16 protein-coding genes and 1 other annotated feature are annotated in these 15,281 nt (G+C 35.2%); of the genes, 5 read left to right on the forward strand and 11 right to left on the reverse strand.

Translation table 11 applies throughout. The annotated features are described in order from the left end of the window. Positions 1–270: 270 nt before the first annotated feature. The gene (locus MKY08_RS05340; RefSeq protein WP_069509985.1) at positions 271–1,833 is read left to right on the forward strand and encodes a sensor domain-containing diguanylate cyclase; all 1,563 of its coding nucleotides are present in this window, start codon (positions 271–273) and stop codon (positions 1,831–1,833) included. Between the two features lie 53 nt (positions 1,834–1,886). Here the strand turns inward: MKY08_RS05340 and MKY08_RS05345 are convergent, their stop codons facing one another. The 10 genes from MKY08_RS05345 to MKY08_RS05390 all read right to left on the reverse strand — a co-directional run bounded on the left by MKY08_RS05345 (position 1,887) and on the right by MKY08_RS05390 (position 9,693). Then, on the reverse strand, positions 1,887–2,213 hold the full coding sequence (locus MKY08_RS05345) for a CotD family spore coat protein (RefSeq protein WP_024361604.1): 327 nt from the start codon (positions 2,211–2,213) through the stop codon (positions 1,887–1,889). 378 nt (positions 2,214–2,591) lie between these two features. Then, positions 2,592–3,131 (reverse strand): DJ-1/PfpI family protein, encoded by a 540-nt coding sequence (locus MKY08_RS05350; protein WP_069509983.1) that lies wholly within the window; start codon positions 3,129–3,131, stop codon positions 2,592–2,594. Between the two features lie 32 nt (positions 3,132–3,163). Beyond that, positions 3,164–3,910: a CPBP family intramembrane glutamic endopeptidase gene (locus tag MKY08_RS05355; protein ID WP_069509980.1), complete on the reverse strand. Its 747-nt coding sequence runs from the start codon at positions 3,908–3,910 to the stop codon at positions 3,164–3,166. A 21-nt stretch (positions 3,911–3,931) separates the two neighbouring features. Further along, positions 3,932–4,627, reverse strand: coding sequence for a hypothetical protein (locus MKY08_RS05360; RefSeq protein ID WP_069509978.1), 696 nt, complete (start codon positions 4,625–4,627; stop codon positions 3,932–3,934). Then, the gene (locus MKY08_RS05365) at positions 4,624–5,490 is read right to left on the reverse strand and encodes an ABC transporter ATP-binding protein (protein WP_069509976.1); all 867 of its coding nucleotides are present in this window, start codon (positions 5,488–5,490) and stop codon (positions 4,624–4,626) included. The genes MKY08_RS05360 and MKY08_RS05365 overlap by 4 nt, the downstream gene beginning before the upstream one ends. 3 nt (positions 5,491–5,493) lie before the next feature. Beyond that, the gene (locus MKY08_RS05370; protein WP_069509974.1) at positions 5,494–5,853 is read right to left on the reverse strand and encodes a GntR family transcriptional regulator; all 360 of its coding nucleotides are present in this window, start codon (positions 5,851–5,853) and stop codon (positions 5,494–5,496) included. 459 nt (positions 5,854–6,312) lie between these two features. Continuing rightward, the gene (locus MKY08_RS05375) at positions 6,313–6,732 is read right to left on the reverse strand and encodes a hypothetical protein (protein WP_069509972.1); all 420 of its coding nucleotides are present in this window, start codon (positions 6,730–6,732) and stop codon (positions 6,313–6,315) included. Positions 6,733–7,342: 610 nt separating this feature from the next. Further along, positions 7,343–8,050, reverse strand: a complete 708-nt coding sequence (locus MKY08_RS05380) for a DUF3600 domain-containing protein (protein WP_069509971.1) — start codon at positions 8,048–8,050, stop codon at positions 7,343–7,345. Then, complete coding sequence (locus tag MKY08_RS05385) at positions 8,043–8,567, reverse strand: sigma-70 family RNA polymerase sigma factor (RefSeq protein WP_069509969.1); 525 nt, start codon at positions 8,565–8,567, stop codon at positions 8,043–8,045. Before MKY08_RS05385 ends, MKY08_RS05380 begins: the two co-directional genes overlap by 8 nt. A 568-nt stretch (positions 8,568–9,135) precedes the next feature. Then, positions 9,136–9,693, reverse strand: a complete 558-nt coding sequence (locus MKY08_RS05390; RefSeq protein ID WP_069509967.1) for a hypothetical protein — start codon at positions 9,691–9,693, stop codon at positions 9,136–9,138. Positions 9,694–10,086: 393 nt separating this feature from the next. Further along, positions 10,087–10,347 (forward strand) — a binding site (T-box leader). Positions 10,348–10,409: 62 nt separating this feature from the next. On the opposite strand from MKY08_RS05390, the gene MKY08_RS05395 reads away from it, so the two are divergent. Next, positions 10,410–11,636: an MFS transporter gene (locus MKY08_RS05395; RefSeq protein WP_069509965.1), complete on the forward strand. Its 1,227-nt coding sequence runs from the start codon at positions 10,410–10,412 to the stop codon at positions 11,634–11,636. A gap of 24 nt (positions 11,637–11,660) precedes the next feature. After that, positions 11,661–12,074 carry a GNAT family N-acetyltransferase gene (locus MKY08_RS05400; protein WP_069509963.1) on the forward strand — a complete coding sequence of 138 codons (414 nt, stop codon included), beginning with the start codon at positions 11,661–11,663 and terminating at the stop codon, positions 12,072–12,074. Between the two features lie 177 nt (positions 12,075–12,251). Here MKY08_RS05400 and MKY08_RS05405 read toward each other — a convergent pair whose 3' ends face one another. Next, positions 12,252–12,815, reverse strand: coding sequence for a cysteine hydrolase family protein (locus MKY08_RS05405; RefSeq protein ID WP_069509961.1), 564 nt, complete (start codon positions 12,813–12,815; stop codon positions 12,252–12,254). A 240-nt stretch (positions 12,816–13,055) separates the two neighbouring features. Between MKY08_RS05405 and MKY08_RS05410 the strand changes: the two genes are divergently transcribed. Then, entirely contained in the window at positions 13,056–14,048 is a 993-nt protein-coding gene (locus MKY08_RS05410; protein WP_069509959.1) for a zinc-dependent alcohol dehydrogenase family protein, read from the forward strand. Between the two features lie 243 nt (positions 14,049–14,291). Next, the gene (locus tag MKY08_RS05415) at positions 14,292–15,203 is read left to right on the forward strand and encodes a hypothetical protein (RefSeq protein ID WP_069509957.1); all 912 of its coding nucleotides are present in this window, start codon (positions 14,292–14,294) and stop codon (positions 15,201–15,203) included. The last annotated feature ends 78 nt before the right edge of the window (positions 15,204–15,281 follow it).

The raw sequence follows: 15,281 nt of genomic DNA on the forward strand, positions 1-15,281 counted from the left end.
AGCAAATACTTATTAAAAAATACGAAAATATACTGACAATAAAATTTATAACTAAGGTTATAGTAATTTTTTATGTCCAAATTATGATAATAGTTTTGTTTTTTAAGAATTATATAGGCCTTTGACAATATTGCTTTTACAATAACTTTAAATATATACAAATAAATTGTAAAATAAAATGATATATGTGTTTTAATAGATTAAGAAATATGCGTCTTTTAACTTAAGTAATAGCTAGTCAAAATACATAAATAGGAGTAAAAGAAGACCATGAAATCAAGACAGTTAAGGCTAAAGCATTTAATAATGGGTTTAGCAATGGCAGCGTTTTTTTTCACAAGCATCGGTAGCATATGGAGTGGTTATCGTATGAATGTGGATTCCATCAAGGAAAATTCACTTGAAACAAATCGTGTATATGCTCAAAAATTGGCAACTACCGCAAGCGCCTACTTAGAAGAAGCCTTTCAAATTTTAGGTTACAGCGCAGATCATATGGAATCAATTATGGGCGATGAAGCAGCATTGGATAAAGAAACAGACCGATTGAAAATGCAAAATAATATGTTTAACTCCGTTATAGTATCGAATGCGGATGGTCTAGTACTGTCAGTTTCACCACCTTCTGTAGATGTAAAAGGAAAGTATTTGACCTCTGTAGGAGGGAAAGAGGCGTTATCCAAAAAAACGCCTCTCGTATCGAAACCATATAAAGGGATTACAGGGAGACTTATTATTTTTATCTCGTATCCTATATTTTCAGCGCAGAACGAATACTTAGGAATGGTAGCAGGTACAATTTATTTAAAAGAACATAATGTATTTAATTTGCTGTTAGGGGAGCATTATTATAATGACGGTTCTTATGTGTTTGTAGTAGATGCAGATGGACGTATTATCTACCATCAAGATTCAAGTCGTATCAATGATGTTGTAATGGAAAATAAAGTAGTGAAAGCAGTAATATCAGGAAAAAATGGTGCACAGCTAGTCACGAATACGAAAAATATTGAAATGTTGGCTGGATATAGTGTAGTACCGATAACTGGTTGGGGTGTCATTTCTCAACGACCATTAGAAGTAGCGCTAGAGCCTTCGTTTGATCGAGTACAGGAAGTAGCGATTAATGCAATACCTCTTATGCTGTTGTCGATTTTTGTTTTATTATGGACCGCAGCGCGAATTGCCCGCCCGTTGCAGCAGCTGGCAACATTAACAGAAGAGAGCTTAGATTCCAGAAGTGTTGAAGGGTTAAAGTCCGTACGCAGTTGGTATTTTGAAGCATATTATTTAAAGAGTGCACTTATTCGAAGTTTGTCCTTTTTGCAAGGGCAAGTTTCCTATTTTAAAGATCAGTCGACAACCGACCCTTTAACTGGGGTAACAAACCGACGAACAATGGATGCTACGCTATCTGAATGGGAGAAAAATCAATTGATGCATTCAATTATTTTACTCGATTTGGATCATTTCAAGAGCGTCAACGATACCTATGGCCATGCAATGGGAGATAAAGTACTACAATATTTAGCCCAAAAAATGAAAGCAGTGGCACGTGAAAACGATATTTGTTGTCGTTATGGCGGTGAGGAATTTATCATTCTATTACCTAATACGACTGTTAAAGAAGCAGTAATTGTAGCGGAAAATTTAAGACAACAGTTAGCAAATTCGAATAGTCCTTGTGGTCGTCCAGTAACGCTATCAGCGGGAGTGGCAGAGTATCCTAAAATGGCTAGTACAACAGAAGCATTAATTGAAGCGGCAGATGGAGCATTGTATCTTGCTAAGCAAGCAGGTCGGAATCAAGTAAAAACAGCAGGCGAAAAATAATGTGGTCTATTTAAGAAAAGCGATGAGACATCAAGTGTCTCATCGCATATAAATTAATACCCCATGCCCATATGTTTATGGTGACCCATATGTTGTTGTGGCATATGGCAGTGATTATGTGGCATACCACATAGTGTATGATTTTCACAGCATTCATTTACTACGTTCTCTGTGCAAGGGAAGTAGTATTGATGATCGATGATATGTTTGTTCACTGTTGTAATATGTGCTGGTTGAACGTGTGGTACAACTGTATGAATGTAATTTGTGCGTACATATTGCTCTGGCGGTAAAAATTGTGGTGGGTCAAATTGTGTTGGCATTGTTTGTGGTGGGCAGCATTGTGGTCCTCTTCCATGGTGACGCTTACGATTAAACATGTTATTACCTCCTGTTTTGATAAGTTGTGGTTCATAATTAACATATGAGATGTAAGACTAAATGGTCTATTTGTATGCCTATTAAGGGCTAGTTAAATCTCTTAAACGCCCCAATAGCATGAATTTTCTTGCTCCTGTGATGTTAATTTGAAAAAGTAATTTGGTGAAATGTCAAAAAGGGATTTAGGCTATTTGTCATTTTACGAATAGTATTACTTTGTAAACAGCAAAGAAACGAAGATCCAGCTGTTAAATAAAAGTTTCATGAAGACGAATAAAGGATAGTTCTGAAGCCTAGCTATTGGCGTGAACTATCCTTTAATTTTATATTTATATGAATTAAAAAAGAATTCAAAATTGTTCGAGTGACAGGCACCGTTATTTATACCATTGTTCATCAAAATCCAGCTGTAACGCTTTACCAAAGGCTAAACCAAACTGAATAAAACCTCTACCTCTCGCAGTGATAATCCTACCATCCTGAACGATTAGTTCATCAGAGTAATAGCTAAGATCAAAAACACCCAATTGTTTCATGCCTTCAAGTGGTAAACCAACTGTATAGTATTTATTCTTTAGTACACCTGCCTTGGCTAAAAGATAAGGGGAACTTGAAATACTAGCTATGACTGCGCCTTGTGAATCCAATGTCTGAATAAAATATAATAATTCTTGCTCATCTACTAATGTTCCAATATCCATGCAGCCAGGTAATAAGAGACTATCAATCTCCTCTATATTAATATCGCTTAATTGCCTATCAGCTAGACAGGTTAAACCAGATTCGCCTTGAATCTTATGATGATGATTTAAGCCAACCGTTACGATAGGTTTTTTCCCTTGCATTAATATGGATAATGCTACACTTAATTCATATTCACTGAATTGTGGATATAAAAGTACGGCAGTTTTTTTCATTTTTATCCTCTCTTTACAATGTGTCATATCTATTAGGAACGGTTGAAATCGTGTAAAGGACTGCTACTCCGAAGTGATTGTACCGATGCCTTTTTCTTAACGCGTCTCCATAAAAATAACAAATAAACAAATAATACAATGATGATAAGATACGCTGTTAGCATGGAACTTTCTGCATTTCCCATAAAATTAAAGAAATTATTGAAACCATGGAAGGTAATCGTCAAAATAATAGATTGACCATCGATAATAAGTAACGATAGAACGAGACCTACAAGAAGGGCATAAATAATTTGTATAACGGTATCTTCGAGCGATTGCCCCCCAATAAGCTGCAATGCATGTGTCACGCCAAAAAGAATGCTCGAAAGCGAAATAGCAGTAAAAGTTCCTTTAGATAATAATAAGCGAAGTAAGATGCCTCTAAAAACGGTTTCTTCAATAAAAGCAACAACAAACATTTGCATGAAAAACATGAGTAATAAATCACTAATAGAATCGAAATTCAAACCTTTTGTACCAAATAAAATAATACATAATACGAAAATTAGGGGTAAGTAGACAAATATATTTCCGATATTAATCGGAATAAAGAAGTAATGACGCCATTTCTTTTTTGCCGTTATATAAAGAACGAGAGCGATTGCTAAAGGAATCAATATAACAAACTGCCAAAACGGATTAGAAGGTTGTTGAATGGAAACGTAAGCCCCATTTGCAACATAAAAAAATATAAGAAGCAGTTCTATACCTACAATTTTCATAACAATCTTTTTCATTTTGTCGATCCCTTCAAGGTTTTATGCGGGCATTGCCGGAGCTTTTCGTAATGCACTTGAGATGACAATATAAATAATAATAATCATCACTAATAAGCTACCGATTATTTGCAAAGTGGAGGCTTTCGATAATGTCATAAAAAGAGGTGAGTACCATCCGAAAATTACCATCATTATCGGAATCAAAGCCATTATTCCAATAAAACTGTAACCACCTAATGTGCCGAAGCGATAAAAGACGACATTTAAAAGCAGGCTTGAGATTAAACAAAGTAGTAGTAACACGGTATCTATCGCCATTGTCTGAAAAAATGAATCTGAACTGCTAAAAAAGAAGAGAGGGTGAATAATGACCATGTTTTGATAATCTAATAGATTTGATAGAAAAGTAATCATTTTATGTGTACAGGCAATTATAAATGCACCAATAAGGCTCCAAACGATGAAAAATAAGCCTACGTTCCAAACATACTGCATACGGCTTAAGCCAAGCTTTAAAAAATAAGGCAATGTTTTATTTAAAATTTTGGCCCCCATCGTACTATAAAAAATATAGACAGGTATAGAGATGGTCATAGCAAAAGTAATATATTGCCCAAAAAAGGTATCGATGAAAAATGACAGTAGGACGATGGCAAATAAAATGCACCAAAAAATAATATTGCTTTTTTTATAGCTTTGATAGAATACATATAAGCTACCTTGTACTGTTTTCATTTTACTAACCTCTCTTTCTGCTGTTTACTTAAATACACTAATAGGTCTTGTAAAGATACATTTTCTAATGAAATATTTTCACCTTCGATTGCACGACCGTGGGCATAGACAACGGCCGTCATATCATGCATAAAAATATGCTTGTGAATGACTTCTAAGTCTTGTATTGCGCGTTCAACTTCCTGAACATTTCCTTTTACTGCAACAATATACTGATCCCATTGCTCCGCCGTTTTTTGCAGCAATAGCTCGCCTTCTTGCAAAATTAGGATTTCTTCGAACAATTCACTGGCTTCATCTATTAAATGTGTCGATAAAAGGAATAGCCTCGGTTGTTCTATTTGTTGATCAATTAGTAAATCATAAAATGTATTGCGTGCAGCTACGTCTAAGCCAATATAGGGCTCATCGAAAATGGTAATTGCTGCATGACTAGCAAACCCCGTAATAATACCGAGTGCAGATACCATCCCTTTCGATAAATTGCGCACTTTATCTTTAGGGTTAAGGGCAAACACTTGAAGAAGCTCATTTGCAAGTTCTTCATCCCACTTTGGATAGAAAAAACGATTAGCCTTTAAACATTGTGCGACCGTCATATCTTCTTGAAAATTGCCACTCTCTGCAACAAAACAAATGTTACGCAATATAGCAGGTGCATTGAAAACATTCTCGCCATTGATGCGTATATGACCTTCAGTTGTAGGAATAAGCCCTGCTAATAAATTTAAAAATGTTGTTTTACCAGCGCCATTATGACCTAAGAAACCGATGATTTTTGGTCCTTCAATCGTAAATGACACATTTTTTAAAGCATGTTTCTGTTTATATAATTTGCTAACATTTCTCACATCAATCTTCATAAATTATCCCCTCTGTAACATATTTTGTAATTCTTCATCAGAGATGCCTAAGCGAACCGCCTCTTTTTTCAACGGTTCAATATGTTGTGCAAAAAAGTTTTCCTTACGTTCTGCTATTAAAATTTTACGTGCATCCATACTGACAAACATGCCTACGCCTCGTTTTTTATAAATGACACCTTTTTCCACTAATTCGTTCACACCCTTGCCTGCTGTTGCAGGATTTATTTGATACTCTTTGGCAAATTCATTGGTTGATGGAATGCGATCTTCAGACTGTAGTTGCCCATCAAGAATGGCGTCTTCAACCCGTTCACGAATTTGCTGGAAGATTGGTTTTTCATTGCTTAACGAATAAATCACAATCCACCTCCTAGTTAATTGGTTCGTTACTTATGTAACTAACCATACAACGTAGTAATTAAATTGTCAATTTATTATTGGTAATTATCCCTATTTTTAAAAATAGTGTTTTCATATAGTTTATTTTCAAATTTTGTCCTTTTATGATTGGACTAGGTTAGCTCGTTTCGGAGTTGCATGCGTTGGTAGGTTATAAAATAGCATGGCGGAGGTCGGAAATGAGGATTTGTTAGAGGAACCATGATTTATTGGTGCTTGGTTGTAGTATCTAAAAAAGACTCGATTCCACTAAAGAGGAATCGAGTCCATATCATTAGAACCACCAGCACCAAATGGGTTACCACAACCACTTTTTACTGTGACTCTTTTGAGTGGTTGGCGTTAGTGTAAGAAATAAAAATAGCTGTGTTTTCTTAGCATCTCTACTTTTATTCAATTTAAACATTTAAATGGCTAGTTTTATTTAGTCAATTCTTTATACAAAACATATTTTAAAGCAGAAATTTCATCTTCAGACAGTTTACCTTCCATTTCCGCTAAGATTTGATCCTCGCTAATTGAACCGTTTTGCGCTTGTTCCTGAATTTCAAATAAACGATTAACGCCCACTTTTTTTATTAACACACGTATCGCTTCTTCCTTAGTTTGGAAGGGAAGAGTTTCCGGATTTGTAGTTGCTGCCTCGCTTATAATTTCTTGAACTTTCGGATCGTTCTCGATATAGGATTTTACTTCTGCTAGATTTTCGTCATCTACAGTAGACTCTACTTTTTCGATAATTTTTTCGGAAGCAATATTTGTCCCAAAATGCCACATGGCATAGCCAGCTGCTCCGAGTAAAACAAGAATTATTGCGGTAATTGTGAATAACTTTTTCAATCAACTCACTCCTGACACTTTGAATATAGCACAACAGCTCAAAAACCACGAAGAAAAGATATTGATGACACTGCCAACTACTATTAGTTGGGCAACAACATTATACAACTTAATTATAGTGGATATTTTACACTTTATGACGTTACGTTTGCACCTATAAGTTGCAACATTATTTGCTTTATACATTGATTAAGGGAATTGAAGCGTACTACTAAAATTATGACGCAACACAGCGTAGAAGTGTTGCGTCATCGGCTTCGATTAGGCGTAGAAATATAGAACGAGGCTGGGGCATAACTAAAAAAATTTAAGGAACAGAGGAAAGGTATTCATAAATTTTTGCTATATGGAGAACTTAGCTATTCTTGCTTTTGCAATAAATAAAAAATTAGAAGGGTTTACTAGTTGTTGGTAGCGAAGGCGTTGACTCCTGCTCAGAACGCACACAGCGTAAGACGCGGGCATTCCGCGCATTAGCGTGGGTTGCGGCTTACTGTGTTGAGCGGAAAGCACCACCGAAGCGGCCAACAACGGCGTAGCAAAAAAGTGTTAGCTTGACTGCCATCAATCTAACACTTTTTCTCTTTTGTCCCAAGCTGTTTTCTTGTTATTATTCAGTTCCCAAGTCAATTTTCACTTCAACCTGCTTGTCATTTACATATTGTAAATAATTTTGAGCTTCGATGAATTGCTGTTGCATTTCTTTAGGCATTTTCTCGACATCTGGAACACTTGAAACGCCTAGTTGTGCCATCGTCGTTTCATAGGTCATGAGGGCTTGTATATATTGTTCATATTCTTCAGCCGTTAAAACGTCTTTACTTGATGGGAGACCGTTCAATTTGTCAAAGTATGGTTGCACTTCATACATAGCGGCTTTAATGTCCTCTAATGGCTCTACGGGAACTTGAGAATAATCGATGTTGCCATTGTGATTACCATATTCAATTTTGGCACTTGTAAAGACATTTAGTAATTCTTTAAATTGTTCATACTCTTCTTTTCCGAGGTCACCTTTTGCCTGATCGAGTTTGGCATTGAATAATAAGTAACTTTCCATTGTCACATTCGCAGCATGTTTTTTTAGATTATCAAAAGAACCATATAATTCATCGGCAAGTAATGCTTGATAAGCAAATACGCCTGTTGGAATCATTAACGTAGCGGAAATCACAGCGATAGCTAATCGTTTTTTTACAAAACGATTCAATTTACCGCCTCTTTCAGATTTTGCTTTTTTAATGCCCAATTTACTTCTTTCATGGATTTCTGCAGGGATGTCAATTTGTGAAAGCTCTTGTTTAAGATGATTATGCATAGCTATCTACCTCCTTTAAATTTTGACGAAGCTTATCTAGAGCGCGGTATAGGACAGATTTTGCGGTTCCTAGTGGGATATCTAATATCTCCGAAATTTCCTTTAATGTCCGATCATCATAATATTTTAGTAAAATGACACTCTTTTCATCCTCTTGTAAAGTATCAATCAGATTGTTTAAAGATAAAGTCAGTGCAATATCTTCATCTTCTGTTCTCATAAGCATGTCTAGGTTTGAATTTAGCGGAATTACTTTTTTATTTTTATTGATTAAGTTTAGTGCACAATTAATCGTAATTTTCATAAGCCATGTCTTGAAAAATTCTGGCTTTTTTAATGTACTGATTTTTTTAAATGACTGATAGGCCACTTCTTGAACAAGATCTAATGCATCTTCTTTATTTTTTACATAGACATAAGCCATTCGATAAATATCTGCTTCGTACTGTTGGAAAAGCATTACATAGGCTTTATCATTTCCTTTTTGTGCTTTCTTTACTAAACGTTCAAGTTTCATCGTAATTCCTCCTTTCGTTTTAGTTGTACATCTATTAGACAAACGATAAGGTGATTTGGCTTAAATTCTCACACTTAAATAAAAGAATGGGAGATAGTTGTGAATCAATGCTATCAAAATTAGTGTCCGATACAAAGCTATTTGTATCTCTAGAGTTTCTTAGACGACTATTTTCTTAGTGATATAGTTCGCACGAAGTTTTTTATGATTGATGAAAAATATGGGGTAGTATCTTATTAATCACAATAGCATGCCAATTCAGTTAGGGATGGCATTGATACAGATACATCGGAAGGGAAAATGTTCTTACATACTATGAACTGTCCCGCTAAACAACAAAATGCATTAAATTAACGGATTCAGTTTTGAAGTGAAAAATGTGAATTAGTGGCAGGTATCACAATAGAATTAGCACCAGAAATAAAAAGCAAATTAACACAAAAATTGATATAGAAAAATGCTCGGAGTATAAGGCTCTGAGCATTTTTCTATATATTGACTTATTGAACTAAAGCCTGTTATGGCCCTGAATACCAATGATAAGAACCTTTCAAATTGGGTCAGTGCATCACACTCTTGGCTCTCTTTCAACTATGCAGCATCCCACATACTGGTCACAGTCGTATTCGAGATCTCCTAGAATTGGACCTCCGTCAGGACCTCCGTCTCGGCTTATTAGCATTTGGTTACAGTTCGGGCAGACGGGGACTAAAGTGGGATTGGCTTGAAGGAACATTGAGTTCTTCAGATTGAAGACGGCTTTTATAGAATTTACTCCATGATCGCGGACTCCCTGTTGCAAGAACTCAAACCCTCCATATATATGTCCACACTCACACTGGATTGGGCTAAAGCGGAAGGAATGGACTTCAATTCCCAGTTCAGCCTTGATCCTAGCCTTCTCGTCGTTCGATATGGGCTGGATTTTGGAAGCTTTGATTCGTTCTGGCGTCCAGTACCACATCTTGACCGCTTTGGCCTGGTCATTGGTCAAGTAGAACGATGCGGACCTTCCGCTTTCGATTGTCTCCTTTACGATTTCTACAACAGTAGACTCATTCGCAGAAATTATGACCTTTCCGCTGCCCGTAACAGCATCGATTTGGTTCAACATTGATTCATACATTGTAATATCATCACTCCATTTTTTAGTTTTCAGCTCAGTGGACTTTCACCTTGCACTACCAATATTTCCATAAAACGGATCCCGTAAACAATAACAAAAACGACGTACAGATATATCAGAAATTGTAATAAAAGCTAAGAAAATTGCGCGTTCGCAAATATGTTTGATTAATATCATCTCCCCACTTAAGTTATATTACAAAGAGCGCAAGGAAATTATAAAGAATTTATAATTAAAGAAGCTGTCATTTAGAACAATCCTTATCCAAAATGACAGCTTTTTATCATATTAAAACAAAAATATAAGTTGAGTTATGCATGAAATAAAATAATTTATAGCCATTTTTGTATTGAATTTCGAGTTAAAATAGTATAAGATTTACAAAATTATATATGAAAAGCTATGAAAAGAAGAGTAAACATACGTACGATCTACAGAGACCTCCGGGAGCTGAAAAGGAGGGATACGAAATATGTTGAAACAAGGCTTGGAGCTGTGCATTGGATTTATTTGTTGACACAATGATGATGCAACGTATTCTCACGTTAACGGGATAGAGTATCGCACGATTGTTTAAAATGCCGTACTCGATAAGGTTGCTACAGCAATGTAGAAACGAACTGGGGTGGCACCGCGATATGACTCGCCCCCAAGATACTATCTTGGGGGTGAGTTTTTTATTTTGTTTTATTAAAAATAAAATAGGAGTGGTGGTAATGTCCAGATGGAAGTATCCTTTAATGCTATTAGGGGGGATAGGCATTTCAAATGTGGGTGCATGGGTTTATTTGATTGCACTTAATTTAATTATATTGGGTGAAACAGGTTCCCCACTTGCCATTGCTTTATTATATATCCTCGGTCCAATCGCAACGATTTTTTCAAATACTTGGGCAGGTAGCTTAATTGATCGGGTAAATACACGGCTACTTATGATGGGGTTGGACTTGTTCCGGGCATTATGTATTGCAGTAATTCCTTTTTTACCTTCGCTTATTTATGTCTATGTACTAGCATTTATCATTAATGTGGGCAGTGCTATATTTCAGCCTACATCAATGGTTTATATGACGAAACTAATCCCTGAAAAAGATCGGCAACGTTTTAATGCACTACGTAGTTTTATCAATTCTTGTGGTTCGTTAATAGGTCCTGGCATTGCGGGTATATTATTTTGGATGGGCACACCTTATACCGCCATTCATATAAATGCAGTCGCATTACTTTTTTCGGCGCTTATTATCATGATACTACCTAATGTCGATGTAAGAGACAAAGAGACAGAAATGCAAAGATTTTCATGGGAACTAATAAAAAATGATTGTCATATAGTTTTTAATTTTAGTAAGAAAAATGCCTATATTACCAAAATCTATTTATTATTTAGCAGTACTACGATATTTATGACTGCAATCGATTCTCTAGAGGCAGCATTTGCTAAAGGTGTACTGTCAATTTCAGATACTAATTATGGGTATTTATTAAGTATCTTTGGAGCTGGCATTATCATCGCGTCCATCATTAATTCTATATTTACAAAGCGACTCGCAGTGAATCATTTAATTGGTGTTGGCACAATTTTCACCTCAATCGGTTATCTAGTATTTTATAGTGCGAGCGGTTTTTTTAGCGCGGTACCGGGTGTATTTTTAATAGGTTTCGCTGTAACATTTGCAAATACAGGCTATTTGACTTTTTACCAAAATCATGTGCCTGTAAAGATAATGGGAAGGTTTGAAAGCCTCTTTCGTGTTATTGAAGCAAGTATAATTGTTGCTGTAACGATTGTAATAGGTTTGGCCGCTGAATTCACCTCCATTCGACCTGTTGGGTTAATTGCTTCAATGTCTTTCTTGTTCTTAGGGTTATTAGCTTGGAAAGCAGTAACGGGGACAAAACGGCAAGCGTATTTTAAAAAAGGGGTATCTTCTTTCAATAGTTAATAAAGTAATAGAGGAGGCAGAAAAATGAAATTTATTGAATGTGAAAAAGTGACTAATGAGGAGAAATCGCATATTTTTCAAGCGTTATTAAAATATAATCTTTCAAATCTTGAAGAAAAAATAGTAAAAGATATTGGAATTTTTGTCGAAGATGAAAAAGGAACTAGAGTTGCTGGGCTAATTGGAGAGACACATGGAAATTGGCTAGAAGTTGAGTATTTATGGGTAAGTGAAGAACTTCGTGGACAACATATTGGTACGGAACTGATGCGTAAAGCCGAGAAAATAGCTATTGATAGAGGATGTAAATATGCATTTCTGAATACGTTTAGTTTTCAGGCACCTGATTTTTACGTGAAGCTTGGCTATAAAGAAGAATTTGTACTCACTCATTATCCACTAACAGGTGAGCGATATTATTACACAAAAAAGCTTTAAAAAACGATTGTACTATAAAGTTCTGAAATGGCGGCTGTGTGCACGAATGAGAATAAAAGTTGACTTTCCAACAGTCGAAATAACATACCACATAAAGGACTTGCGCATAAATACACGCAAGTCCTTTGTGCTTATTGCCGGCTCTCTTCATTGAATGATTAATTTTAAAAATTATTTTTAACTATTCCGATAAGAATTATGAGTGGGACAAAATAATTCTTCCTCGGAATTTCTAACAATAGAAAAGTGTTCAACATTATAATGACCGTGCAGTGTAGTATTATGATGCTGTATAATTTGTTCGGAACTTAAAATAGCATTGCCCAATGTTGAATGCCCATCGCCCACTAACGTTACATCAAAACCACTGATTGTTGCCGTTCTAACAGCACTATCTATACAGTGCTGTGTTTCACAGCCCATTATTACAATATGTTCAATATGCTGTGTTGTTAAATGTTCAAGCAGTCCTGTCCCATAAAAAGAATTTGTTGCAGATTTATCAAAGATCTTTGCTTCAGTAGGTACAGTAATTTCATTGTGAATTTGAAATCCTTCTCCCTGTCCTTCAGCTACATCAAGATCCCTCACAAAAATAACTGGAACTGTTGCTGCTATTGCTTTGTTAATTACTTTATTAATAGTAATAATAAGCCTCTCTTTATTGAAAATTTGACCTTTTTCTTGATTTCCATCAATTAATGCTTGCTGTGCGTCGATGATTAATAATAGTTGCTTCAAATAATTTTCCCCTTTCAAAATGTGGGGAGACGCTAAAAGATTGGTTACTTAGTCATAATCCCCTAGTTTTTTAAGTACCTATTTCTTCTGTTTATCATCCTATCAACCTCCTAAACAAAATTTGACTACTAGTCAGTTAAATTATACCATCTGTGATGATGATCAAATACTGTTGACGAAGTAATACACCAGATAATGCTATACTTCAATTACTCTAGTACTAATAAGGAGCATGATAAGATGGATGTAAAGTATATTCATTTCAATGAATTTGGTAGCCCTAAAGAGGTATTAAAACTCGAGTATAAAACGATTGAGCCACCTAAGGATAATGAAGTGCTTGTACGAATGCTAGTAAGACCAATTAATCCCTCTGATTTAATTCCGATTAGAGGATCGTATGCTCATCGTATAGCATTGCCCAACATTCCAGGTTATGAAGGGGTTGGAATTGTTGAGAATGTAGGTTCTTCTGTTTCGAAGAATCTTATTGGTAAACGTGTGTTACCTTTACGTGGAGAAGGAACATGGCAAGAATTTGTTAAAACATCAGCAGAATTTATCGTTCCTGTACCTGATTCAATAGATGATTTTACAGCTGCTCAAATGTATATCAATCCAGCTACTGCGTGGGTAGTTTGTACAGAAGTGTTAAAATTAAAAGCAAATGATGTTTTATTGGTGAATGCTTGTGGTTCAGCTATTGGACACATTTTTGCTCAATTTTCTAAAATAATAGGTTTTCGATTGATTGGCGTGACAAGAAATAATAAGCATACAGAGAAATTACTTCATCTGGGAGCTTCTGATGTAATAGATACTTCTAGAAGTGGTCTTTATGAAACCGTTATGGAATTGACAAATGGAATAGGTGCAAATGCAGCAATTGATTCGATTGGAGGCTCTGATGGCAATGAATTAGCTACATGTGTCCATCCTAATGGGCACTTCTTAACCATAGGTCTACTATCAGGAATTCAAGTCAATTGGGCACATATTGTCAATAGCGCACAATTGAATGCCAATATGTTTCATTTGAGGAATTGGAATAAAAATGTATCCGTAAGCAAATGGCAAGAAATGTTTATTCATTTGGCTACGCTCATCAATGACAAAAAATTGCACTTAATGCAGGTCGATTCCGCCTATGACTTATCAGATTTAACAAAGGCAATTGACGCTGTTGAAGCTACTAAAAAGACGAACGGTAAAGTATTTTTAACAAGTTATTAAGTATATTTCTAAGCAATGAGTCGGTACGATGTTCTGCCAGTATAATTTATTAATGGGCTTCACTTTCGTGAGGTCCATTTTTGTTTATCGATAGAGTAGAATGGATAGCTTCCTTCCATTAATCACTAAATAGGTTGATTGTAATTATGTGAAAATATAAAATAGAGTTTGTTATAGATTACCAAAATAGATTTATAATGGTGATTAATACATACGAAAGAACATAGTAAGGGAGTGTACTGGTTGATAAAGATTAAACATTTAGTATTAGGATTGGGCTTCAGTTTATTATTATCAGGTTGTAATAGTGAAAAAACTGTTAAGGAAGAAAATGAAATAAGGGCTGAATCAGAAATTCTTGCTTTAGAAACGCTTTTAAAGGAAAAGAACTATGAAGATCTTTTGGTGAAATTAGAAACTTTAGATTTACCAGAATCGGAAACTGATAAAGTAGATGAATTTAGTACAAAATTTGTAGACCAATTGATAAGTGAAAATAATTATACTTTTATAAGTTCGAAGTATTACAGAATTAGGTCAGCGGTCAGTCGTGATAATTGGATTAAAATGGAGAAGTTTTCAAAACAGGGTAAAGAGTTAGTGCTGAATGAAATGGAACAAGCTGTTAGAAATAAGGATTTTCAAAAGGTTCAAGAAATGTTTGACAATGAAAAAGGACTTCATGATAATGAGGAATTTTTAGCAATGTATAATTATGCTCTTTATTTACAAACTGACCAAAATTCCTACAAGGCTTCAGGAGCTTTAGCACTTGCTGTTGATCCTAAATATTATGGAAGAATGAAAGATGAAATTATTGCAGGGGTAACGAATACATCTTATAAAAGTCCTTTATCATTCGGACCTATAACGGAAACCGATTGGAACTATATTGAAAGTGAATATCAGCGAAATTTAAATACGATGATTATAAGAAAGGAAGAAGCGAGAGTAAGAGACGAAAAAATTGAAGCTGCTAGAGGGATGAATCCTACTTTAGGAATGACCTATGACGAAGTAAAAGCATCTTTATGGGGTGAACCAATTGATATTAATAGAACCGTAACAGTATACGGGTCTTATGAACAATGGGTTTATGGAAATGGTCAATACCTTTATTTTGAAGATGGCATTTTAACAAGCTTCCAAGATTAACTAATTTTAAATATTCATTCAAAAACTTTCAGATTCATTAAGAATTTGAAGGTTTTTTTGTTAGATTAAATCTTTTTT

Origin of the sequence: Lysinibacillus sp. FSL M8-0337 (genome assembly GCF_038593855.1) — a bacterium.
Classification (GTDB): Bacteria; Bacillota; Bacilli; order Bacillales_A; family Planococcaceae; genus Lysinibacillus; species Lysinibacillus sphaericus_D.